This window comes from Nitrosopumilus sp. Nsub (assembly GCF_001541925.1).
Classification (GTDB): domain Archaea; phylum Thermoproteota; class Nitrososphaeria; order Nitrososphaerales; family Nitrosopumilaceae; genus Nitrosopumilus.
In genome coordinates, this window is record NZ_LQMW01000021.1 from 13,653 (window position 1) to 35,565 (window position 21,913).

General features: G+C 30.1%; 27 protein-coding genes. 14 read left to right on the forward strand and 13 right to left on the reverse strand.

The annotated features are described in order from the left end of the window. Positions 1-10: 10 nt before the first annotated feature. Positions 11-1,573 carry an ammonium transporter gene (locus AW732_RS05845; RefSeq protein WP_067959894.1) on the reverse strand — a complete coding sequence of 521 codons (1,563 nt, stop codon included), beginning with the start codon at positions 1,571-1,573 and terminating at the stop codon, positions 11-13. Positions 1,574-1,701: 128 nt separating this feature from the next. On the opposite strand from AW732_RS05845, the gene AW732_RS05850 reads away from it, so the two are divergent. The 4 genes from AW732_RS05850 to AW732_RS05865 are packed head-to-tail and all read left to right on the forward strand — an operon-like array spanning position 1,702 to position 4,398. Beyond that, positions 1,702-2,370: a hypothetical protein gene (locus tag AW732_RS05850; RefSeq protein WP_067959898.1), complete on the forward strand. Its 669-nt coding sequence runs from the start codon at positions 1,702-1,704 to the stop codon at positions 2,368-2,370. Positions 2,371-2,428: 58 nt separating this feature from the next. Further along, positions 2,429-3,463: a V-type ATPase subunit gene (locus tag AW732_RS05855; protein ID WP_067959900.1), complete on the forward strand. Its 1,035-nt coding sequence runs from the start codon at positions 2,429-2,431 to the stop codon at positions 3,461-3,463. An 8-nt stretch (positions 3,464-3,471) separates the two neighbouring features. Continuing rightward, entirely contained in the window at positions 3,472-3,708 is a 237-nt protein-coding gene (locus tag AW732_RS05860) for a hypothetical protein (protein ID WP_067959903.1), read from the forward strand. A gap of 33 nt (positions 3,709-3,741) precedes the next feature. Beyond that, complete coding sequence (locus AW732_RS05865) at positions 3,742-4,398, forward strand: Dna2/Cas4 domain-containing protein (RefSeq protein ID WP_067959906.1); 657 nt, start codon at positions 3,742-3,744, stop codon at positions 4,396-4,398. A gap of 244 nt (positions 4,399-4,642) precedes the next feature. Here AW732_RS05865 and AW732_RS05870 read toward each other — a convergent pair whose 3' ends face one another. Continuing rightward, entirely contained in the window at positions 4,643-5,218 is a 576-nt protein-coding gene (locus AW732_RS05870) for a hypothetical protein (protein WP_067959908.1), read from the reverse strand. 65 nt (positions 5,219-5,283) lie between these two features. Here AW732_RS05870 and AW732_RS05875 point away from each other — a divergent pair, with 65 nt between their 5' ends. Continuing rightward, on the forward strand, positions 5,284-5,634 hold the full coding sequence (locus AW732_RS05875; protein WP_067959911.1) for a hypothetical protein: 351 nt from the start codon (positions 5,284-5,286) through the stop codon (positions 5,632-5,634). On the opposite strand, the gene pyrH is transcribed toward AW732_RS05875, so the two are convergent. Genes pyrH through tmk form a run of 3 tightly spaced genes read right to left on the reverse strand, consistent with a single transcriptional unit; the run spans position 5,635 to position 8,152 of the window. Then, on the reverse strand, positions 5,635-6,321 hold the full coding sequence (pyrH, locus tag AW732_RS05880; RefSeq protein ID WP_067959913.1) for a UMP kinase: 687 nt from the start codon (positions 6,319-6,321) through the stop codon (positions 5,635-5,637). Then, positions 6,318-7,553 carry an HD domain-containing protein gene (locus AW732_RS05885; protein WP_067959917.1) on the reverse strand — a complete coding sequence of 412 codons (1,236 nt, stop codon included), beginning with the start codon at positions 7,551-7,553 and terminating at the stop codon, positions 6,318-6,320. Before AW732_RS05885 ends, pyrH begins: the two co-directional genes overlap by 4 nt. Further along, on the reverse strand, positions 7,550-8,152 hold the full coding sequence (tmk, locus tag AW732_RS05890) for a dTMP kinase (protein ID WP_067959920.1): 603 nt from the start codon (positions 8,150-8,152) through the stop codon (positions 7,550-7,552). Before tmk ends, AW732_RS05885 begins: the two co-directional genes overlap by 4 nt. A 137-nt stretch (positions 8,153-8,289) precedes the next feature. On the opposite strand from tmk, the gene AW732_RS08565 reads away from it, so the two are divergent. Together AW732_RS08565 and hsp14 are read left to right on the forward strand one after the other, a co-directional pair. Next, entirely contained in the window at positions 8,290-8,460 is a 171-nt protein-coding gene (locus AW732_RS08565) for a hypothetical protein (protein WP_156416075.1), read from the forward strand. Positions 8,461-8,522: 62 nt separating this feature from the next. Next, on the forward strand, positions 8,523-8,903 hold the full coding sequence (hsp14, locus tag AW732_RS05895) for an archaeal heat shock protein Hsp14 (RefSeq protein WP_067959923.1): 381 nt from the start codon (positions 8,523-8,525) through the stop codon (positions 8,901-8,903). 1 nt (position 8,904) lies between these two features. Here the strand turns inward: hsp14 and AW732_RS05900 are convergent, their stop codons facing one another. From AW732_RS05900 to AW732_RS05930, 7 genes are all read right to left on the reverse strand, one after another. After that, a complete protein-coding gene (locus AW732_RS05900; protein WP_067959927.1) occupies positions 8,905-10,449 on the reverse strand; it encodes an AarF/ABC1/UbiB kinase family protein in 1,545 nt (514 codons plus the stop codon). Between the two features lie 4 nt (positions 10,450-10,453). Then, on the reverse strand, positions 10,454-10,837 hold the full coding sequence (locus AW732_RS05905) for a hypothetical protein (protein ID WP_067959929.1): 384 nt from the start codon (positions 10,835-10,837) through the stop codon (positions 10,454-10,456). Between the two features lie 81 nt (positions 10,838-10,918). After that, positions 10,919-11,065: a hypothetical protein gene (locus AW732_RS05910; RefSeq protein WP_253805579.1), complete on the reverse strand. Its 147-nt coding sequence runs from the start codon at positions 11,063-11,065 to the stop codon at positions 10,919-10,921. A gap of 88 nt (positions 11,066-11,153) precedes the next feature. After that, complete coding sequence (locus AW732_RS05915) at positions 11,154-11,492, reverse strand: hypothetical protein (protein WP_348625418.1); 339 nt, start codon at positions 11,490-11,492, stop codon at positions 11,154-11,156. A 49-nt stretch (positions 11,493-11,541) separates the two neighbouring features. Next, positions 11,542-12,849 carry a hypothetical protein gene (locus AW732_RS05920; protein ID WP_067959937.1) on the reverse strand — a complete coding sequence of 436 codons (1,308 nt, stop codon included), beginning with the start codon at positions 12,847-12,849 and terminating at the stop codon, positions 11,542-11,544. After that, a complete protein-coding gene (locus tag AW732_RS05925) occupies positions 12,849-13,556 on the reverse strand; it encodes an ABC transporter ATP-binding protein (protein WP_082697429.1) in 708 nt (235 codons plus the stop codon). Before AW732_RS05925 ends, AW732_RS05920 begins: the two co-directional genes overlap by 1 nt. After that, positions 13,549-14,736 carry an FtsX-like permease family protein gene (locus AW732_RS05930; RefSeq protein WP_067959939.1) on the reverse strand — a complete coding sequence of 396 codons (1,188 nt, stop codon included), beginning with the start codon at positions 14,734-14,736 and terminating at the stop codon, positions 13,549-13,551. Before AW732_RS05930 ends, AW732_RS05925 begins: the two co-directional genes overlap by 8 nt. A 114-nt stretch (positions 14,737-14,850) precedes the next feature. On the opposite strand from AW732_RS05930, the gene AW732_RS05935 reads away from it, so the two are divergent. Further along, entirely contained in the window at positions 14,851-15,753 is a 903-nt protein-coding gene (locus AW732_RS05935) for an AsnC family transcriptional regulator (RefSeq protein ID WP_067959941.1), read from the forward strand. A 24-nt stretch (positions 15,754-15,777) separates the two neighbouring features. Continuing rightward, positions 15,778-16,293 (forward strand): NUDIX hydrolase, encoded by a 516-nt coding sequence (locus tag AW732_RS05940; protein ID WP_067959943.1) that lies wholly within the window; start codon positions 15,778-15,780, stop codon positions 16,291-16,293. On the opposite strand, the gene AW732_RS05945 is transcribed toward AW732_RS05940, so the two are convergent. Then, positions 16,294-17,274, reverse strand: a complete 981-nt coding sequence (locus AW732_RS05945) for a phosphate uptake regulator PhoU (protein ID WP_067959946.1) — start codon at positions 17,272-17,274, stop codon at positions 16,294-16,296. Positions 17,275-17,339: 65 nt separating this feature from the next. On the opposite strand from AW732_RS05945, the gene AW732_RS05950 reads away from it, so the two are divergent. From AW732_RS05950 to AW732_RS05970, 5 genes are read left to right on the forward strand one after another with little or no spacing between them, the layout of a single operon-like run. After that, the gene (locus AW732_RS05950; protein WP_067959949.1) at positions 17,340-18,251 is read left to right on the forward strand and encodes a GHMP kinase; all 912 of its coding nucleotides are present in this window, start codon (positions 17,340-17,342) and stop codon (positions 18,249-18,251) included. A 2-nt stretch (positions 18,252-18,253) separates the two neighbouring features. Continuing rightward, complete coding sequence (locus tag AW732_RS05955; RefSeq protein WP_067959952.1) at positions 18,254-18,994, forward strand: phosphopantothenate/pantothenate synthetase; 741 nt, start codon at positions 18,254-18,256, stop codon at positions 18,992-18,994. Next, a complete protein-coding gene (panB, locus tag AW732_RS05960) occupies positions 18,987-19,802 on the forward strand; it encodes a 3-methyl-2-oxobutanoate hydroxymethyltransferase (RefSeq protein WP_067959956.1) in 816 nt (271 codons plus the stop codon). The genes AW732_RS05955 and panB overlap by 8 nt, the downstream gene beginning before the upstream one ends. After that, positions 19,789-21,033 carry a bifunctional phosphopantothenoylcysteine decarboxylase/phosphopantothenate--cysteine ligase CoaBC gene (gene coaBC / locus AW732_RS05965; RefSeq protein ID WP_067959958.1) on the forward strand — a complete coding sequence of 415 codons (1,245 nt, stop codon included), beginning with the start codon at positions 19,789-19,791 and terminating at the stop codon, positions 21,031-21,033. The genes panB and coaBC overlap by 14 nt, the downstream gene beginning before the upstream one ends. Continuing rightward, positions 21,033-21,878: a methyltransferase domain-containing protein gene (locus AW732_RS05970; RefSeq protein ID WP_067959960.1), complete on the forward strand. Its 846-nt coding sequence runs from the start codon at positions 21,033-21,035 to the stop codon at positions 21,876-21,878. The genes coaBC and AW732_RS05970 overlap by 1 nt, the downstream gene beginning before the upstream one ends. Positions 21,879-21,913: the final 35 nt, after the last annotated feature.

Genomic DNA, 21,913 nt, shown 5'->3' on the forward strand with positions numbered 1-21,913 from the left:
GGTGTTTTTTCTATTCGTTTACGTATGCTCTTTCGCCATGTTGTGCCAAATCGAGACCAATCTCCTCTTCTTTTGGAGTGACTCTGATTCCGCCAGGCCAAACGGCATCCATTACTTTTAGAATTACGATGGTTACACCAAATGCATATCCGATTGAGATTACTGCACCTATGATGCTGATTGCTTGCTGTTCCATTCCTTCTGCGGTGCCAGTCCATGCTCCGATACCGTCTCCAGTATCCCAAACGTGTGGGCTAGCTAATGTACCAGTCAAAATTGCACCTGTAAGACCACCCATTCCGTGTATTCCCCATACATCTAATGCGTCGTCCCATTTGCGTGCGTTCTTGAATGCTACACATGCATAACAAACTGTACCAGCGGCAATTCCCATAATAATTGCAGCCATTGGACCTACCCAACCTGAGGCTGGTGTGATTGTTACCAATCCTGCTACTGCTCCTGATGCGGCTCCTACAATACTTGGTTTTCCTGTATGTGCCCAAGACATGAGCACCCAAGTAACTGCAGCCATACCAGTTGCGGTATTTGTAACAGTCCATGCGCTGACGGTAATGCCGTCTACCATTACTTCACTACCTGCGTTGAATCCAAACCATCCAAACCAGAGTATTCCTGTTCCGAGGACTACCATTGGGATGTTGTGTGGTTCCATTGGGACTTTGCCATATCCAAGACGTCTGCCTAGGACTAAAGCTCCGGCCAATGCTGCAAATCCTGAAGAAATGTGTACTACAGTACCACCTGCAAAGTCTAATGCGTATGATGGCGATAGTTCTGGATCAAGGTCTAATGATCCTCCTCCTATGTATCCGCCTCCCCAGACCCAGTGTGCTATTGGATCATAAACGAAGGTTCCCCATAAGAGTACGAATATCATCAATGCGCTGAATTTGATTCTGTCAATCAAACCACCAATAATGAGTACTGGTGTGATGATTGCAAAGGTTCCCTGGAACATTGCAAAGAGTTGGTGTGGTACTGTACCAGGCCAACTTTGACTACAATATTCGCCGTCCTTAAATTCATTCATCTGGTAAGCTGCAGACCATGTGTCAGCACATGCACCAAGTTCACCTATCGGTGCCCAAGCTGATACCATGTTGAAGCCAACATAATCCAAGTTACCCATGAACATATTTGCGTCAGAATCAATTCCACCAAATGCTAGTGAGTATCCCCATAGAACCCATTGTACTGACATGAGACCCATTACAATTAAGGTCATACCGAGTACGTTGACGATGTTCTTTGATCTGGCTAATCCGCCATAAAAGAAACCGACTCCAGGTGACATGAGAAGTACCATTGATGTAGCGGTGAGCATCCATGCTGTATCACCAGTGTCTATAAGACATGGTAGATATCCACCTTCTCCATCATCATACCAACATTCGTTAGGGTTACCAGTGTAAATTCCACTAGTTCCCTTGACGTATCCGTCCATACCATCATCAACGCTTTGTGCATATGCTTGTGACATAGCACCAGTTGCTGTGATAGATACTGCGGCTACAAGTAATAGAGCATACTTGTAGTTTCTAGAATTCATTAGATTTTAACGAAATTGAATATTATTAAAGCACTGAGGACACTAAAATTAATCAAAAAGTAACTTATTATATAATGAAATATTATGATAGTAACATAGAAAATGAAATTTATGTTAAAGGTGATTAAATGAAGGCAAAATCAAAGGGAAAATTAGCGATTTTTGACACATTCAAGACTAAAGATAACGATCTAACAGGAGAAGCAAAAAGACAAAGAGCGATCATAACAATTCTTGGAAGTGGTGGAAATCCAGCTGGAAGAACAAGGACAGGTATTTCACAAAAAATTGCAAAAAAGCAAGAAATAGCTTGGAAGAATATCTACTCTGGAATTTTCAGAGATCTAGACGAAATTTTACTTCCAATGGAGATCGCAGAAGAAGATGGCAGATTACCATTAAAGAGAGGGCCAAAAGCATTACAAGAAAAAGGAATTCCATATTATCATTTAACAAAAAAAGGGATTCTAGTGGGATTGGCAATTAATGGAATTGAGAATATGGGATCACAATTAGAAGAATTTTTTTCAAAATCAGATTCAAAAGAAAAGGAATTTGAGAAGATTTTGAGAAAATTCATGACTAATAGTCCAAATTTCACTTATTCGATTTTTCAAAAATATGTAAAAGCATTTTGTGAAGATAAAATTAACAAATTATTACCATTTGATCTCACAAAATTAAAAGATATTTCAGATGAAAATCTACTGATTCAAAAAGAAATTCTTTCAGCATTTTTGAAATTTACAAATCCAGAAAAAAAGGAAGCAACTACATTTTTAGATAAAATTGGGTAAAAATTCAGCCTAATTGAGATCGCCAAACATTAAAATCCGTAATTCATGATGCATCATTATGGGCAAAAACGTCTATGCATCAGTCAAATCATACAGTCAAAGAGGAAAATTACTTAATAGATCCGATTTTCAGACATTGGCAGAATCAAGAGATCTTGAAGAATTAATGACTAGAATCAAAAATACAATTTATGGTGATGCAGTTGCAGATGTTCAAAAACCATATACATCACAAGGAATAGAATCAGGCTTACGAGGACATCTAGCAGATGTTCATTATTCAATTGCTAAAACAGCTGGAGATTCACCAATTTTAGATGCATATTACATGAAATTCATTATATCAAATTTGAAGTTAATTTTGAAAGGAAAAGTATTAGAGAAATCACAAGAAGAAATTGAAACTCACATTAATTTACATGCTGAAGAATTAATCAAGCAAAGAGACATCATAATCAAAGCACTAGTCTCTAAAGACCTTGAAGAAACAGTTGCTAGTTTGAATTCAGTTCAATTTGGTGAAGAAATTTCAAAAGCTGCAGCATTGTATAACGAACAGAAAAATCTTCAGATTTTTGATACATATTTTGATAAAATTCTATATCTCCAATTAGGTCGTGCCTTAAAAAATACTAGAGACAGAGATGTGATTAAATTAGTTGGAATGGATGTTGATTTCTATAATCTTCTAAGTGTAATTAGAGGAAAATTATGGGGTTTGGAAGAAGCACAAATTCAAGATTTGATTGTTACACAAACAGCAACAATTACAAAAGAATTGTTGGGAAGAATGATTTCTGCAGCATCAATTAGAGATGCATTTGCTGAATTATCAAATACAAAATACAAAAATTTGATTTCCCAAAATGAAAATGAATTAGACGCTGTAGCTGAATTTGAAAGATCATTTGAAATGGCACTTTATACCGCTTCAACTAGATCATTTTCAAAAATGTTTAGTTTTGCTACAATTGTAGGAATTACAAAATTGACATCATTTGAGGTTAGAAATTTAGCTGCAATAGCATATGCAGTTGAGCAAAAAATACCTACGGATGTAACAATGTCAAAATTAATCGTACAAGAAGAATAATTAGTAAAATGATTAGATTTCCTAAAAAGAAAAACGATATTTCAACAGAGACTATGATTAATACAATCTGGGTCAGTACATTTATGGGCATGATTTTCTCATTACCGCCATTAGGAATTTTCTTAGGAATTTACTTTGGTACAGGAAATTTGATTGTTGGGGCAGTTCTTGGATTTGGAGTTCATTTTGTGACATTAGCATTTTCAAGTAGAATCTCTAAATTTTTAACTCAAATAATGAGCTAAAGTATAAGAGGGTAAAAAACGAGGTAATCTATCATGATGGGAGATCGAGATTTTAGAGCAATTATTCAAAATTCGTTGGATTCAATTGGAAGGGAATTACAATTAGACATAGATTCAGAAAATCTTCAAACTATTCATTTACAAGAAGTTGTTCAGTGTTTAAGACGCTCATATTTTGACCGAATTGACCCCCTAGAAATAGAAAGAAGGGGTTTCAATGAACTCCTATCAGGATTATTAAGAAAACAAAAGTATGGAAGTGAACCTAAAGAATTCGAAATTGGAGATATCAAACTAAAAGGAGAAACAGACATGCTCGTTGATGATATTGTATTAATTTTTAGATCAGCTGAAAAAGAAATAGAAAACCCACTTGCAAATGATGTCCTATATCTTAATGCATGTCTATGGATATATGATAAACATGATGGAATTATTGTATACGTTAGTGGAGATAGAAAAGAGACAACATTTTCAGTTACACGAAATAAGAAAATGTTTGAAGAAGTGGTTAGAAGAGTAAGAGTACTAAATAATCTTCTCAAAGAACAAAAAGCACCAATTTTAGAGCCATCGACAGAATGTTCTGAATGTCAATATTTTGAAAGATGTTTTATGAAAAAGAAGAATAGTAAACATGTCGACATTGGAGAAATGTTAGGTTTAGGAAAATTCGGCAGCAAAAATTAGTAAAAGAAATGAAAAATATTGCAAAGGAAATTCCTTTGTTGGATTAATCTAGTGGTTCAGGGTGTCCTTTACCACGAAGAGCGAAACACACTACTGCTAGTGCGATTGCTACACCTGCTGCGGCGCCATAAGCTGCCATTCCTGCTTCTGCCATTTGATAAAAAACATCAATACGTCCTTTTATAGCATATATCAATAATTTTTTTCTAAAAACATATTATCATAATTATATAATTTTATGATACTATCTGAAGAATTCAAAGGATACAGTATTTTCTTGTCCACTTGTCATGGAACTTAGATTAAAGTAAACGGTTCCATAAACCCACCATTTTGCACTACCTGATTCACCATTTTCATATTCAGATTTCAATGAGTCCCATAATTCACTAGAAGTAGCAGTATTTTTGATAGTCATTTTCTTTTTTAGAACAATTGAATTATCACCTAATAGCGTATAGTAATTTGAGCCAAACTCCACCATTCCTTCAGGTCTACTTCCTATAGTTCCACCAGCAAGTTGTTCAGAACTTGAAAAGCCTGTCTCAAATAGATTATAATCCATAGTTTGTACAATCACGGCACGTGGATTAGGATTAAAAATTTCAAATGCAATTTCAATAGTTGCTGAACGTTCATTGATTTTTGTAACAGAAATTTCTGCCAATTCAACTTCAAGTAATTCAATAGTTGGAGCATTTGTAGCAACATTACTGTTTCCAGGAGTTGGTGCTACCATAGTAGGTCCAGCAAGAAGAATTGCACCCAATATTGCACCTAGCCCTAAAACTGCAGCAAAAACAAAAATTTTTGGATTCATCTTAACTTTACCTCAAATATACCAAATATTAGATAGTTATTATATCATTCCAGAAGGGAAAAATCATGCAATATTTTCAAGCTGTTCAAAAAGGAAAGGAAAGAGCAAGTAAATCACAAATGAAAATGTTTAATGTGGCTGGATTTTCAATGTTGACTTTAACAACCAAAAAAATTGATGGAAAATTCTTTCCTGTTGGAGAAGAAGAATTTACAGCTGTAATTGAATCTGAAGATGGACATGTTGCTGTAATTGTAGATAATGATGGGTTTACTAAAGCTCAATCAAAAGCAGTAGAAAAAGAAGAAGCCATTTCAATATTTAAAAAACTCATAGATTCAGGAATCCCTGAACACTCAAAAAAAGAGATACAAATTTGGTCTCAAACCAGACCTACAATACAAAATCAAATTTAATTATTTTTTAGAGGGTAAGATAATTTCAGTTCCTACTTTTCCACCTTTTATGGCTTTTTCAATAATTTTTGGTTCTGCTTTTAAAATTCTGGTTTTAATTTTAGAACGTTCTATGATTTTTAGAGCAACAATATCCATCAAATCATAGCCTCCAGCTACAGAATCCTCATGAACCAAAATATTTTTTAGATTTTTTAGTTCAATACTTTTAAATTTTTTTGCTTTTTTGAATTTATTTGGATCCATATCATAAACACCATCAACATCAGTAGCATTAAGAAATTGTTCTGCTTTAATTTTTTCAGCAATTAATGCAGCTGTACCATTAGTACTTTGACCAGGATGTAAACCACCAGCTACGACAATTAATCCATCATTTACTGCATGTTTGACTTCTGGTAAAGTAGTTGGAGGATGTGAATATGCTTTATTTTTTAGTGCATAAATTAACAATTTTGCATTAAGTCTTGAAATTTCGATTCCTAATTCATCTAATGTTGATTCATCAGCATCAAAATTTCTAGCATGGGAAATGTAATGTCTAGCAATTACTCCACCACCTGCAATTACAACAGGTTGGCAAAATTTACTGATTTTAATTAGAAAATCAGCATATTTTTGGATAATTTTGGCATTGTCCATACCAAAAACTTTTCCCGATAGTTTTATCACAATTTTTTTCTTCATTCTAAATTACCTAGTATCGATTTTGCTGCAATTTCAACTTTTTTCCTGTATTTATTATGAGTATAGATTCTAAGTATGTTCATAAAGCCTGAAATGGCTGAAACCACAGGTATTTCAGAAATTGGGAGTTCTTTTGCAGAAACTTTCCCATTTTCAGTAGAAATCAATGTTATTGATTTGGATTCATTTTTTGATGGTGCTAAAGGAATAGAAGGCGTAACTGAACTATCAACAAATATTTCATTTTCATCAACATGGGATTTTTTTGAAATTTCAAGACGTAATTCATCGGTTCTAGTTTTTTTCAAATTTTTTTGACTTGTTAGAATTCTCTCAAATACGCATTTGAGTAATTTTCTATTTTGATAATCATTAGCTAATTTCCTAGCTTGTTTAAGTTTTGAAGATTGGGATGAAATAATGGATGATAAAACAAATTCATCAGTTAATTCAACATATTCATTTAGATTAAAAGATGTAAAACCAAATTCATCATCAGATAATCTTAATGCTTGAATTAACATGACTTCTGCAGCACGAACTGTTTTATGAAAATATACTGCTTTGAACATTTGGTATCTTGAATGCATCATAGATTCAAAAGAATATAATGCTGAGCGTTCTAATGCAATTTTTTTCTTATGCACGTTAAGTGATTGAGTTATTCTTTTATGATCAACTTTTGCATGTTCTGCTCCAGTAAAATAACCATCTCTTAGCAAATAATCCATCATATCTGCACTTAATGCACCAGAAACAATTTCATTTAGATATTGAAATTTTGATTCTCCAAATGCGATTTGTGCAATTAATTTTTTATTAAATCCGGTTTTTGATAAAATATCACCAATTTCAGATTTTAAGATAATTTTTTTGCCAAAATCTTCATGTGAAATTTTTTTTTCTTGAATTACTTCTTCAAATAAATGAGAAAAAGGTCCATGTCCTATGTCATGCAAAAGACTTGCCAGGCGTAAAATCTGAACATCATCAGAATTTAGAAATTCTTTTTCATTTAATGCAAATCCAGCTTCTGTAGCAATATGCATAACACCAAGGGAATGTTCAAATCTACTATGTTGAGCAGAAGGATAAGTCAAATGTGCACCAGAAAGTTGTTTGATACGTCTTAACCTTTGAAAAATAGGACTGTCAATAATTGGAAGCTCATAATCATATACACGAATAAAATCATGAATTGGATCAATAATGTCTAAGTAATTTTTTTTCATATTCCCAGTTTCTTTGAAAATGCTTTAACAATTTCTTCATGAATTTCTAATTTAGTTTTTGATGCGTCAATAATTTTCCAGTGTTTTTTCTTTGCTGTGATACGATAAATTTTAGATATTTTTCTTGAAAATGATTCATTTTTTTCAAATTCATCTCGTTTCATTATTTTTCCTTTTTCGTTTCGTGGAGAACGTGAAAAAGATTCTTTTTGTGTTACGTCAAGCAAGATAACAAGATCAGCTTTTGGTAAACCATTATCAAGACTTTCAAGCCATTTTTGTTTTAAGCCATTTGCCAATCCATAAACTAAGTTAGAATGATAATATCTATTCATAATTAAAACAGAATTTTTTTCTTTTGATTTTATTATTTCATCTAGTTTTTCCCATCTATTAGCTGCTAAAAGACAATGAATTACCTGTGGAGGAAATTTACGTTTTCCATCCAGATATTTTCTAATTTCTTTACCAATTGGAGTTTCATAATCAGGAAAATGAAATAATTTTGTTTTGATTTTTTGTTTTCTAAGAAATTTTTGTAACAAGACTGATTGAGTTAATTTTCCTGCCTGATCTCCACCTTCAATAACAATTATCATAAGTTATCCAAACAGAGGAATTAATTGATTAAAAATCTATCAAGATGATGATATTTTTGATATTATCAAATGAATGAATTATCGAAAAAATTAGGCATGAATTCAAGACTTAAAACAAATGAATCAAAAATGAATCTATGACTTGTACGCACACTTTCAAAAATAAAGAAAATCACATGATTTGTTCAAAGTGTGGACATATTCGTGTATTTACTAAACCGTCTGTAAAACCAAAAATTCTAGTAGTTGGATTAATTATCTCTGTAATGATTGTTGGTGGTATTTTTACACTGTCATTTTTTTCCTAAAGATTGATTTTAATTAAATGTCAGTCAAGGTTTATATCTAAAAATTTACCAGTTATGACAAAATGGGATTGATGGAAGAAATGATGAAAGAAATTGGAAATAAATCTAGAGAATTTTACGAATTTGTTTTACCGCCAACAGATATGCATCTAACAGATGAAAATCTAAAAGTAATAATTGATATTCCAGGATTTTCAAAAAAAGATATAGAATTAACTTTATGCGGAAATATTCTATCAATTAAAGCTAAAAAAGTTCTGGATGAAAAAGATTCAAAAACGTTAATTTCAAATCAACGACCAAATATGATTAATAAAAAAGTTAGATTGCCTATTGAAATTAAAGAAGGTGAAGAAAAAATTGAATCAGCAAAATATGAAAATGGGGTTTTAGTATTAATAATTCCAATTACCAAAAAATCAAAAAATATTACAATTGAATAATCTAATATTTTCGTAATAATGCAGATATTCCCATTATAATACCAGAACTAATCATTCCTAATGTTCCAAAGTATTCATTAGATTGAAACAATAACACAGATCCAATAAAAATAGCAGAAGAAAAAATACTTCCACTAATCAATACAACAGGTTTACGTTTTTTCATATAAACTTCAACTTCATTCATTAATTTCTCCATATCTGAACCAACTCTCAAAGTAGAATTAATTGATTTTAGAAAACTATCAAAAGAAATTTTTAATTCTTCAATATATGCACCTGTGATTAAATTTTCTTGTTGTAAAATATTTTTTAAAACTTTTAAAAATTTAAAATCAACATCGTGTGTTTTGTAAATCCCTTCTATTATTGATGTCATTCTCAAATATAACGCCAAATTTTTTGGTAAAATAAATGGAAATTTACTCATAGTTTTATTTGCTAATTCCATTAAACTTTCTACTTCCATTTCATCAGGTTTTTCACCATGCATAGAACGAATTGATAGGTCTATCCCTTTTTCAATAACCGATCTATTGTAACCAGGAGTTAGCATTTTTAGATCATCCATTGCAGAAACAGCTCTAGAAGGATTTTTTTCTACTAATGCAAGATATAGTCTGATCAGATTAATTCTGGTTTTATTATTTATTCTTCCAACCATTCCATAATCATATAGAATTAATTTTCCTTCATCAGTAACTGAAATATTTCCTGGATGTGGATCAGCATGAAAAATAGAATGTTTCAGAAGCATTGTGAAAAAAATCTGATGAACGTCAATGACTAATTGTTGTCTGTCGATATTTTTTTTGTTTAGGGCATCTACATTTGTGACTTTAATTCCAGGTAAATACTCCATAGTGAGTACATTTTTTGAAGAATAATCGTCAAAAACTGAGGGTACAATTACTTTAGAATTGCTTGCCATATCGTTTTTGATTTCTTTGAGATTTTTGGATTCATTAGTATAATCCAATTCTTCATGAATAGTTTCAATAAATTGTGAGAGCATAGTTTTTGCAGAGTATCTTAAATTAGAATCAATAAATCTTAATGCCAAGGGTAGAATTTTTTTTAAAATTTTAATATCTTTTTCAACTACTTTTTCAATTCCAGGTCTTTTTACTTTAATTACTATTTGTTGACCAGATATTGAGCCTCTATACACTTGTCCTAAGGATGCACCTGAAATCGAAGTTGGATCAATATTATCAAAATTTTCACTAATCAATCCAATATCTTTTTCAATTATTGGTTTGATTTGTTCAAAGGGAGCAGCAGGAACACTGTCTTGTAGTTTTGATAATTCTTCCAAATATGGTTGTGGTAAAATGTCTGCCCTAGATGATAACCACTGTCCTAATTTTATGTAAACAGGTCCTAATGAAAGAAAAGTTTCTAAAACTTTAGTTGCATTTTTTTTAAATTGAGTTAAATCAATTTCATTTTTATTTTGATTAATCCATTTTTTTCTATCTTTACGTAATGCCAAAATAGATGGTAAAAGTTTAATCAAAATTTTCACGGTTCTAAGTATATACAAAAAATCACTCCAAATGTTTTTTAATTTTTTTAGTTACATTGTATGCTAAATATCCAGATAACAATGAGGATGTTAATACATTAGTTATTGACAATTTTTTAGAATTTTTATTTGTAATCTTTTTTGCAGTAGTTACTCCAGTAAATATTGCACAGGCAATTCCAATCAATACCTCAGGTGCATCATATACTAAATGACCAATTGGATTTACTCTAGGATCAATTTTATCAGTATGGACTAAAAATTTATCAGCATATTCTCTAATATGCAAATTACCATAACGATATTGTTTTAGAGCTCCATTTTTTTGTCCAAGAATAGTTTCTTTGGCTTCTTCAAACATAAATTCACGTAATTCTTTTGGAACTTCAATTTCCTTACCAGGCATGTAATGAATATACAATAATTGCTTATAATCCTAGATCATAAATTCTTGTGCCTGATTTAGTGTTAATTGATTTTTAATAATTTAGTTTTTTAAATTATCTTTAGTAAATAAAATAAAACTAGCTCCAAATGAAATTAACATTATAATTCCTGAAACATATGCATAGTTAAATCCATCACCAGGATGATTTTGTTCATGATAGTGATTAATCAAAAAAGTCAGTATCAAAAAAATTACTCCAATAAAAGTTAATTTTCTATGGTTTAACAATAATTATCAAATAATTAATTACTATATGAATTTAGAAAATTCAAAATTAGGGATTCTCTTCCATTTGAGATAATTTTATAATTATTTGTTCTAATTCTGATTTATTTTCATCAATAACTCGTTTTAAAACTTCAATTTCATTATTTATTTGATTTATATTTACATCATCAGAATTTTTTATTTCATTTTCTAATTCATTTAAGATTTTTTGGTTATATTGATTAATTTTCTCTAATTCATTTTTGTATTTTAGTAAATTATCATATTGATTAGAAATTTTAGGAATATCCACAAATTTAGAATTTGAAATAAAACCTGTTGTAATTATTATGCTTCCTATTGACAACACTACAATTAAAACAATAATTGTTAATCTCAATTTCATTTTATTACCATGTTTTTTTTCAAATTTAAAATTAATGATGATTTTTTAATTATTTTTGGTTTTTACGCCTACGAATCATAAATACTATAATTGCAATCACAGCAATTATTGGAATTACAGCATATGCAGGATTAAATTCTGTTTCTTTATCAACAGAAATTTCATTAACTAAAATTGTAGTTTCGTATGGGAGGAAAATTTCATCTCTAACACTATCTTTGTATCTTACAGTAATTGTTACATCATGTTCACCGTATTGTGGTTCACCTTCAAATTCTACTGGAATGTTAAATGGTACAGGAGCATCAGTTTCGATCTCATCGATAAATTGAGTATTTGATTTTATGTTAGAATTTCCATTAGCTTCAAGAGTTACAAATCCAAATAATCCATCCTCATTACCTTCATTGATTATTTCACCAATAACCATTTGAGTACCAGATAATTCAATGACTTTTACATTAAAAACAGTTAGATCAATCAAACCTCGAATGTAAAAATCAAGGATTTTTGAAATAGTTTCTTTATCACCATGAGTATTATAATACGAAATAGACAATGGAATTCGTAAAGTATCACCCTTTAGTGATTCTGGAACATAAACATCTGCAACAAATGAATTATAGGATTTTGCCTCTATGTTGTCTAGGTCCCAACTAGATTCTAAAATTAAAACATTTTCAACATTTGTAATTGATGCAGTATTTGATGAAAGCGATGTTTGTGTATTATCTATTGTAACATCTACAGCAGACATTGGTGCAGTTCCATCATTTACAATATCGATTACAATATTGTTTGATTTCAATGATGTAAGAAATGTTTCAGATGCTCTAACGTTAATTGTACTGTCACCAGTTACTTTAAAGTCAAAAGTAGAAAATGAGGATCTAACACCAGATTCTCTTAATCTTGAATAATCAACTTTAACAGTACCAGAATATTGTTGTATGTCTATATTTTTATCAAGATTAACATAGAAAGTTAAATGGAAATTTGTTCCAGCTAAAGAATTAGTATTGGTGTTTGCATCAATTGTTGAACCAGGTCCATCTGAGCTTGAAAACCCAAATGGCAATGCAAGTTTTCCTTCAATTCCAGTAATATCTTGAGTTCCTACATTTGCAAACTCAATTGTAAATGGAACATTGTTATCGCCACTTTCAACTTCTATTTTGTTATCAAGCGTACCAAAATATGCATCCAATAATTTTACATCTCCAAAATCTCTCTCAAATGCTGAATCCCCAAAATTTCCTGATTGTATAGGTCCATCTTTCCAATCAGCAAATGAAGATGAAACAAACAATGGGAAAATTCCAATTAAAAATAATATAATAAATAATTTAGAATTCATTATGCAATTAACTCCATTGTTGAAGGAGGTTGCTCGCCTTCAAATGCCTTTCCATCTTTAATTGTAATAATTTTATCAACATCACCAAAATGTTGTCTATCGTGAGTTACAATTACAAAAGTTTGTTTTAATTTTTTTGCCATAGATTTCATCAAATCTACAATGAGTTGTGATGTAACTGAATCAAGATTACCTGTAGGTTCATCAGCTAAAACTATTGAAGGTCTATTGATTAAACCTCTTGCTATTGCTACCCTTTGAGCTTGTCCACCAGAAATTTTATTGGCTCGTTTATGAATTTGATCTTCTAAACCAACTGCTTTAAGTAAATCTCGAGCTTCTTTTTCAGAACTGAAATTATTTCCAGCAATTTGTTTTGGTAATATGGTATTTTCCAAAACTGAAAGATCAGTTAAAAGATTAGAAAATTGAAAAATAAATCCTAATTTTTTATTTCTAAATGATGATATTTGATCATCATTAAGAGTAGTAGTGTTAATTTCATCGATGAAAACAGTTCCATTAGTAGGCCTATCTAAAAGTCCAATCATATTGAGTAACGTAGATTTACCTGAACCTGATCCACCTACAATTAAAACAACTTCACCTTGTTCAATTGAAAAAGATACATCATCAAGAGCTTTTACTTCGGCATCACCATCTCCAAAAATTTTGGTTAAATGATTAACTTCCAATACTTTAGACATTCCTCATTGCCTCCACAGGTAGCAATTTTGTAGCCCTATACGAGGGATACAATGACGCAATTATAGCCAAAATGAATGATGCCAAAGCTGTTTGAATAATTTTTTCCCAATTGTAAGTAACTTCAAGTGGTAAACTGTTATTGAATGACATTTCCGTTTCTTTTGCATAGAATGTATATCCTAATCCAGCTACAGTTCCAACTCCTGCCCCAATTGCTCCAATTAACATGCCTTGAAAAATGAAAATTATCAAAATATCTTTTCTTTTAGCACCAATTGCTCTCATTACACCAATTTCTTTAGTTTTTCCATTAACTAACATCATTTGAATTGTAACAATTGCAAATGCTGATGACATCATTCCAAAGTAACCAATCATGTTAATCATAGCTATTCCTGATCTAAAACCAGCAAGTTGTTCTTCTGCAGATTCTTCTATAGTTTCTGCAAGAAAGTCGTCATTTGGAAATGATTGTAAAAAGAATTCTTTTACTTCAAATGCTTTAGATGGATCATTTAATTTAACCATAATTGATCCAGTTTGATCTTCTCTATTTGTCATATCACGTAAAGTGTCAATGTGTATAACTGCACTGTAATCAAATCCTTGACCACCAGGGGATTTTGCAATACCAGATACAGTAAATCTTTTTGTTTGTTCTTCACCTGATTTATCAATAATTGTGACTTTAACATTATCTCCAACAACAGCTCCTCCAAGATCTTCTGAAACACTATTTCCTAAAACAATTGAATTTCTTGAGAAAACATAAGTTCCTTCTGCAACAGTTTCATGAACAGTTGATGCTCTAATATCATTAAATGGATCTACACCAACTACAGGAATTCTTGTTTTTTCAATTAATTGACCATTTTTTGTAATTTCCATTTCAGCTGTTGACGAAAGCCGCGGTGTCGCCGCTTCAACATATGAAATTCTTTCAAACCAACTAACAATTGATGAATCAGATTTGTCGATGTAATCATCTTCATTTGTAACAAGAATGTCACCATTTCTATATTCACTGATATCCCTAACTATGGCATCAAAAAGTCCCTGAAAAATTACAAAATTTACATGAATTACTAAAATTCCAATTGTAACAGCTAAAACTGCACCAATCAAACTACCTCTTTTATTGAAAAGCATTCTTTTTGCTAATTTCATTCGGTAATCCATAAAATATAACAAAAAGTCTAATATTTAACATATTTTATTCCTAGTGCTAAATTATAGACAATTTTATAACATATTAGTAATTTATTTAATTTATGAGGCCTGAAAAGTTACATAATGGACAATTTTGATATTAAAATTCTAAGTAAATTACTCAACAATTGTAGAGAATCTGACAGACAAATAGGAATGGAATTAGGGATGTCAGGGGGAGCTGTTAACTCGCGAATTCGTAAAATGAAAAAGTTAGAAATTATTGAAGAATTTGTCATGAAAGTAGAACCGCCTGTATTGGGTTATGGAATTTTGTATTTTGTTATTTCAGGAGAAAATATGAAGGAAATCTTAGAACAAGTTAGTTTAGTAGGAGAACCCAATTATGTTATACCATGTGTTGGTGGGATTACGGTTTGTGGTATCACTGTAAAAGAAAAGTTAGAACAAAAAATTGAACTTGCAAAAAAATTAATGAAAGATTTTAAAGTTTTATCAATTTTTGAATCTGAGAATTCAGGATTTAAAACAGATTTAACAAAAACAGATTTACAAATATTAGATCAATTGATTAAAGATCCAAGACAAAAAATTGAATCAATTGCAAAAGAGACAAAAATGTCAACAAAAACAATTACAAGATGTATTGAAAAATTACAAACAAATGAAGGGATTCAGTTTACTACAGTGTATGATCCTAAAAAAATAAAAAAATTTATTCCATTTGCAATAATTACATGGATAGAAGGGGATTTAAAAGAAACACTAGACATGATGAACAAAGAATTCTCTAATACTTATTTACAAATTCCATTTCTTGCAAAAAATCAAATTGTTTTATTTTTGTATAGTAACAATATTTACAAAATGGATGAATTAACACAAAAAGTTAGAAATCTCAATAATGTTAAATCAGCAGATTTGTTTATTCCTAAAAAGATTTTATTTTATAACAAATGGTTAAAAAATGCAATTGTTGAATTCAAAAAATCTAAGAAATTACACCTAACATACCAAACAAATTAAATAATAATATTATTCAAGATTATTGTGAAAAAAGAAAAAATCTATGAAGGAAAAATTTTAGGTCTTAGTATTTACACCGGAAAAATAGAAGGAAGGCAAGTCAAACGAGAAGTTATAGAACATCGAGGTGCAGCCGCTATACTTGCTTTTGATGAAAATGACAAAGTCATTTTAGTTAAACAACATAGATTTCCACACGGATATGTTTTAGAAATACCAGCAGGAACATTAGAAAAAAAGGAGGCTCCAATAAAATGTGCTTTTAGAGAATTACAAGAAGAAACAGGATATAATGCAAAAAAAATGATTCCTCTGATAACATATTACCCATCAATTGGATATAATGCGGAAGTAATTCATTGCTATTTGGCCTCAGGGATAAAGAAAATGGGTGAATTGCAATTAGATGAAGATGAAATTTTATCTGTAGTTAAAATGGATTTAAAAAAAGTAATTAGAATGATTAAGAATGGAGAAATTCAAGATTCAAAAACAATATGTGCAATTTTGACATATGCTTCAAAAAAGAAACTAAATTAATTATTCATTGTAAATAGGTTGAACAAGATCTGCAAGATCACCCCATGATTGTGCAATTCGTTCAAACATGTAAATTAAATCAAGAAAATCAATTGGAATTTGTTTTTTATTTTCTAAAGTTGTTCGAAATGAGCCTAGTTTTTTTTCATATTCCTTATGTAGAGATATAGATTCTATAGCTAATAATCTATCAGGTTTAGTAAATGCGTCAATTGATTTTTCAGCTATTGAATTAAAATCTCTAACAACGTCATAAATTTTTGTTGCATAGTCTTTTGGTAGAGATGAATTAAAAATCAAAGTTGAAAGTTCTACAATGATATCACCAGCATTTTCAAGAATATTGGCAGCTACTCTATAATCAAGAATATCAATATTTTCTAAATTAAATGTATTAGCTAATCTTCTATCAACAAGTGTACTACGAATTAAACGAACTAGTAAAAAGTATTGACGATTTACCTCAATGTCACGATTAGATAATGATTTCAAATTAGATTTATCGTCAGAAATTAATGCATTAGTAACATCATCATACATACCAAGTGCAATTGAACTCATTCGTTTGAGAATTTTTTCGGGGTTTAATGTGGTAGAATCTAAAAGAAATTGCATGTTAATGTGAGATGCATCTTCTTCGATTATTTCCATTCCAACTAATCTTCTCATTGAATTACGAATTTGTTCTCTATCTTCACCAGATATCATTGATTTTGAATTTATTTCAATTACATCATAACCTAATAGATATGCACCAGTAATGTCAGCTACAATATTTTCTTCTTTATGTAAAGGATAAGAGATAACAAGTTCTTTTGTTGGTCGGATTTCTTTATTTGTAGAAATTGAAATATTATCATTAGCAGTATCAATTTCAACTTGAGCACCTTTATCCAAATTATTTGCATCAATCCATTCTTTGGGTAATGAAACTAAGATACTGCTTCCAATTTTTTGTAGGCGTCGAATAAATTTAGTCAATTTATACTAATTTAACTAATTTAAGCCATATTCTTATATTTTGTCTAAAATTTAAACTCAAAATAATGGAAGCTATTGCATTTTGCCCTGCACATATTACTGGTTTTTTCAAAGCTCACGTAAATCAAGATGAAACAATTTTAGAAAATTTAGGCTCAACTGGAGCAGGATTTTCAATCAAACAAGGAGTTACAACTTCAGTCAAAATTAATATCAAAAATAATGAAAAAGAAAATTTTCAAATCATTACAAAAGGATACAAATCTGATAAAACAAATATTTCAGAATACGTGTTAAAAGAATTTTTGAAATTGGGAAAATTTTCAAATTTATTTTTTGATATCAAACATGAAATAACAATTCCTGTAGGATATGGACTTGGATCAAGCAGTGCTGTTGCATTGTCACTTGCATTTGCATTAGATCAAGCTCTTAAAACAAAATTAGATAAAAAAATAATTGGACAAATTGCTCATAATGCAGAAGTTAATTGTAAAACAGGTTTAGGAGATGTATTAGCATCATATTATGGTGGTTTTGAAATTAGAGATAAACCAGGAGCACCAGGTATTGGTCATGTTGAAAAAATTGATTTAGATAAAATTTCTATCATTATGATATGTTTTTCTCCAATATCTACAAATAAATTCATCAAAGAGAGATTACCACAAATTAACGGTCTAGGTGGAAAAATGGTTAATCAATTATTAGAATCAAAAAATTATGAACATTTTCAAGATATGTCATTAGAATTTGCAAAGTATGTAGATGTGATGACACCAAGAATGCTTAAAGTTGTTAATGAATTATCTCAGAGTAATATTAAATGTGGAATTGCATTATTTGGTGAAACAATTTTTTCAATGATTCCAAAAGAAAAAGAAAATGAAGTTGTGAAAATTTTAGAAAAATTTTCTGATGGAATAATTATTAAATCAGAATTAGATGAAATTGGTGCACGAATTCTTCACAATTAAAAATGGCTTTAATTCCTAAATCACATCCTAGATTAAATTCTCTTTTAATTCGTGAAAAATTAGTTAAAGGATTTGATAATAATTTAGTGGCAAAAGAAGGTCTTTTAGCTCACGGAAGAGGAGAAGCATTTGATTATCTTTTAGGTGAAAAAACATCAAAATCTGCTAAAGAGGCGATAAAAGCTGCTGCATTTATGCTCAAAAATGCGCAAAATTCAGTTATCTCCGTTAATGGAAATTTTGCTGCTTTGTGTCCAAAAGAAATCATCCAATTAGCAAATTATACTAATTCAAAAATTGAAGTAAATTTATTCTATTCAACAGAAAAGCGTAAAAAAGCAATTACCAAAATTTTAAAAAAATCAGGTGCTAAAGAAATTCTTGGATTAAATGAAAAATCATCTATCAAATTGTCAGGAATTGACAGTGCTCGAAGAATTGTTGATAAAAACGGAATTTTTTCAGCAGATGTTGTATTAGTTCCATTAGAGGATGGAGATAGAACAATTGCACTAAAAAAATCAAAGAAAAAAATCATTACATTTGATTTGAATCCACTTTCAAGAACTGCACAAACAGCTGATATTACAATTGTAGATAACGTTACACGTGCAATGAAGTTACTAGTAGTAGAATCAAAAAAGAAAACACAAAAGAATTCTAAATATAATAATAATAAAAATCTCAAAGTATCAATTTTAGAAATTAAAAAAAATTTAGAGAGGCAGGCAAAAAATGCATAAAAATTTCAAAGATATTTTAGGAATGAAAGGTAAAGAAAAAATTACTGTTTTAACTGGATATGATTCCACAATGGTTACACTATGTGATCAAGTTGATGTAATTTTAGTAGGCGATAGTGCAGGAATGGTCATGTTAGGATATGAAAATACATCTTCAGTAACTATGGAAGATATGATTAGATTTACAACTGCTGCAAAGAATGGAAGAAAAAACTCATTAATTGTTTCAGATTTGCCGATTAATTCATACAACACCAAAGAAGATGCAGTTAAAAATTCAATGAAATTGATTGAGGCTGGTGCAGGTGCTGTAAAATTAGAAGGTGGAAAAGAAGTTGCAGAAATTATCAAATCAATTACAGAAAACCATATACCTGTAATGGGTCATTTAGGACTATTACCGCAGACTGCTCAAAAATATACAGTTCAAGGAAAAACAAAAGATAGTGCAATGGAATTGATTGAAGATGCAAAAATAATCACAAAATCAGGCGTATTTAGCATAGTTTTAGAAATGGTTTCCAGTCAAGTCGCAAAAATAATTACAGAAAAAATTTCTGTGCCAACAATTGGAATTGGATCTGGAAAATTTTGTGATGGACAAGTTTTAGTTGTTCATGATATGTTAGGGCTATTTGAAAAAATTAAACCTAAATTTGCAAAAAGATATCTGTCTTTAGCTGACGAAATAAGAAATGCTGTAAAATCATATACAATAGAAGTTAAAGAAGAAAAATTTCCATCAATTGAAAATGAATTTCAAATGGATGAATCTGAATATAATGAATTGAGGAATGAAATTGATTAAAAAGGAACAAGAACATCCATCATTAGATATTGTTGAATCAAAAGGAACAGGACTTTCTGGGAGGAAAATTGTTTTATGTGTTGCCGGGAGTGTTGCAGCTTACAAATCAATTGAACTAGCAAGATTGCTGATGAGACATGGTGCAAAAGTAACATGTGTTATGAGTAGTGCTTCAACAAAAATGATTCAGCCAGATTATATGAAATGGGCAACTGGAAATGATGTAATCACAAAATTAACAGGTAAATTAGAACATATCAATATTGCAGATTATAAAAAATCAGATCTCATTATAGTATATCCTGCAACTGCAAACACACTAGGAAAACTTGCAAACGGTATTGATGATACACCAATTTCAACAATACTAACTGTGGGATTTGGTTCTAAAACACCAATCTTAATGGCTTTAGCAATGCATGCATCAATGTATGAAAATGCTGCTGTCAAAAAAAATATTTCATTTTTAAAAAATAAAATTGATTTCATTTCACCAAATATGATAGAAGGAAAAGCTAAAGCGTCAGAACCAGAGGAAGTTTTAGATTATGTTTTGAAGAAATTTGGATTATCGCCTAAATTACGTGGGAAAAAAATATTGATGACTGCAGGACCCACAATTGAACAAATTGATCCTATAAGAGTAATTACAAATCAAAGTTCAGGTAAAACAGGAGTAAGTTTAGCAAAAGAATTAGTTTCTGCAGGTGCAAAAGTTACATTTGTTTACGGACCGGGAAGTGAAAAACCGCCTAAGGGTGCAAAAATCATCAACGTAGTCACAAGTAAAGAAATGCACACTGTTGTCAAAAAAGAATTAAAAAATAAATTTGATATTGTAATTATGGCTGCGGCAGTGTCAGACTATGTTCCAAAAAATCCAAGTAAAAAGAAGATTAAAAGCTCAAAATCAAGTATTACAATTAATCTCAAAAAAGCACCTAAAATAATTGATGAAGTTAAGAAAATGCAAAAAAATGTTTTACTAATTGGTTTTAAAGCCGAAACAAATGTTTCAAATGCTCAATTAATTAAATCAGCAAAAAGAAAATTGAAAGAATCATCATCAGATTTAATCATAGCAAACGATATTGGAACAAAACGATATAAAACAAATTCTCAAAACAATCAGATTATAATCGTTGATTCAAAAACAAGTATTACTTCAAGTTGGATGAAAAAAGAAAAAATTGCAAAAATTATAAAAAAACAGATTGAATTAAAATTATAATGAAAGTGATTGATTCAAAATATAAGCAAAGAAATATGAAAATTTGGAACGAGATCGCTCCAAGATACCATAAAAGATGGGCAAGTGTGAATAAGGGTCCATTTCAAAGTACAAAAAAATTAATTGATTTGGCAAACATTGGCAAAAAAAATTTAGTCCTAGATGTTGCATGTGGAACAGGTGTAGTAACAAAACAAATTCAAAAAAAAATTGGTAAGTCAGGATATGTAGTAGGAATTGATACATCAACAACTGCAATTAAAATTGCAAAAAAATGGAATGAAAAAAACAATAATTTAGATTTCATAAATACAGATGCAGAAAATTTTACTTTTTCAAAAAAATTTGATATAATTACTTGCCAATATGCATTATTTTTTTTTCCTAATGCCCAAAAGGCATTAAAAAATATGAAAAATAGCCTCAAAAAATCTGGGAAAATAGGAATTTCAGTTCATGGAAGTAACGACAATGTACCATTTTTTAGTAGTATTTTGGATTCTGCTATCAAATACATTCCAGATTATGTTCCTCCAGGGACACCGAATTTGGACAGATTTGGAAATAAATCTGCATTAAAATCTGAAATTAAAAAAGCAGGATTCTCAAATGTTGTTGTAAAAGAATTTATTTTTAATTATAATCCAGGAAAATTTGAAGATTATTGGAAAAATTATATCAAATACATTGCAAAACCTCTAAAAGAAAAAATAAATGCATTAGATTACTCTAAACGTAAAGAATTTCGGAATTCTGTTAGAGAAAAAACACTACAATATACAAAAAAGAATGGTGAGATTGTTTTTCCTTGGCAAGTATTAATTTTAACTGCTAAAAATAATTAATTTTTAAAAAAAATATCTAGTTTATTTGTAGAATG

Bases quoted from the DNA above. Each gene is read 5' to 3' on its own strand.
- AW732_RS05845 (WP_067959894.1), bottom strand. From the start codon at position 1,573: ATGAATTCTAGAAACTACAAGTATGCTCTATTACTTGTAGCCGCAGTA.
- AW732_RS05850 (WP_067959898.1), top strand. From the start codon at position 1,702: ATGAAGGCAAAATCAAAGGGAAAATTAGCGATTTTTGACACATTCAAG.
- AW732_RS05855 (WP_067959900.1), top strand. From the start codon at position 2,429: ATGGGCAAAAACGTCTATGCATCAGTCAAATCATACAGTCAAAGAGGA.
- AW732_RS05860 (WP_067959903.1), top strand. From the start codon at position 3,472: ATGATTAGATTTCCTAAAAAGAAAAACGATATTTCAACAGAGACTATG.
- AW732_RS05865 (WP_067959906.1), top strand. From the start codon at position 3,742: ATGATGGGAGATCGAGATTTTAGAGCAATTATTCAAAATTCGTTGGAT.
- AW732_RS05870 (WP_067959908.1), bottom strand. From the start codon at position 5,218: ATGAATCCAAAAATTTTTGTTTTTGCTGCAGTTTTAGGGCTAGGTGCA.
- AW732_RS05875 (WP_067959911.1), top strand. From the start codon at position 5,284: ATGCAATATTTTCAAGCTGTTCAAAAAGGAAAGGAAAGAGCAAGTAAA.
- pyrH (WP_067959913.1), bottom strand. From the start codon at position 6,321: ATGAAGAAAAAAATTGTGATAAAACTATCGGGAAAAGTTTTTGGTATG.
- AW732_RS05885 (WP_067959917.1), bottom strand. From the start codon at position 7,553: ATGAAAAAAAATTACTTAGACATTATTGATCCAATTCATGATTTTATT.
- tmk (WP_067959920.1), bottom strand. From the start codon at position 8,152: ATGATAATTGTTATTGAAGGTGGAGATCAGGCAGGAAAATTAACTCAA.
- AW732_RS08565 (WP_156416075.1), top strand. From the start codon at position 8,290: ATGACTTGTACGCACACTTTCAAAAATAAAGAAAATCACATGATTTGT.
- hsp14 (WP_067959923.1), top strand. From the start codon at position 8,523: ATGGGATTGATGGAAGAAATGATGAAAGAAATTGGAAATAAATCTAGA.
- AW732_RS05905 (WP_067959929.1), bottom strand. From the start codon at position 10,837: ATGCCTGGTAAGGAAATTGAAGTTCCAAAAGAATTACGTGAATTTATG.
- AW732_RS05915 (WP_348625418.1), bottom strand. From the start codon at position 11,492: ATGAAATTGAGATTAACAATTATTGTTTTAATTGTAGTGTTGTCAATA.
- AW732_RS05920 (WP_067959937.1), bottom strand. From the start codon at position 12,849: ATGAATTCTAAATTATTTATTATATTATTTTTAATTGGAATTTTCCCA.
- AW732_RS05925 (WP_082697429.1), bottom strand. From the start codon at position 13,556: ATGTCTAAAGTATTGGAAGTTAATCATTTAACCAAAATTTTTGGAGAT.
- AW732_RS05930 (WP_067959939.1), bottom strand. From the start codon at position 14,736: ATGGATTACCGAATGAAATTAGCAAAAAGAATGCTTTTCAATAAAAGA.
- AW732_RS05935 (WP_067959941.1), top strand. From the start codon at position 14,851: ATGGACAATTTTGATATTAAAATTCTAAGTAAATTACTCAACAATTGT.
- AW732_RS05950 (WP_067959949.1), top strand. From the start codon at position 17,340: ATGGAAGCTATTGCATTTTGCCCTGCACATATTACTGGTTTTTTCAAA.
- AW732_RS05955 (WP_067959952.1), top strand. From the start codon at position 18,254: ATGGCTTTAATTCCTAAATCACATCCTAGATTAAATTCTCTTTTAATT.
- panB (WP_067959956.1), top strand. From the start codon at position 18,987: ATGCATAAAAATTTCAAAGATATTTTAGGAATGAAAGGTAAAGAAAAA.
- coaBC (WP_067959958.1), top strand. From the start codon at position 19,789: ATGAAATTGATTAAAAAGGAACAAGAACATCCATCATTAGATATTGTT.
- AW732_RS05970 (WP_067959960.1), top strand. From the start codon at position 21,033: ATGAAAGTGATTGATTCAAAATATAAGCAAAGAAATATGAAAATTTGG.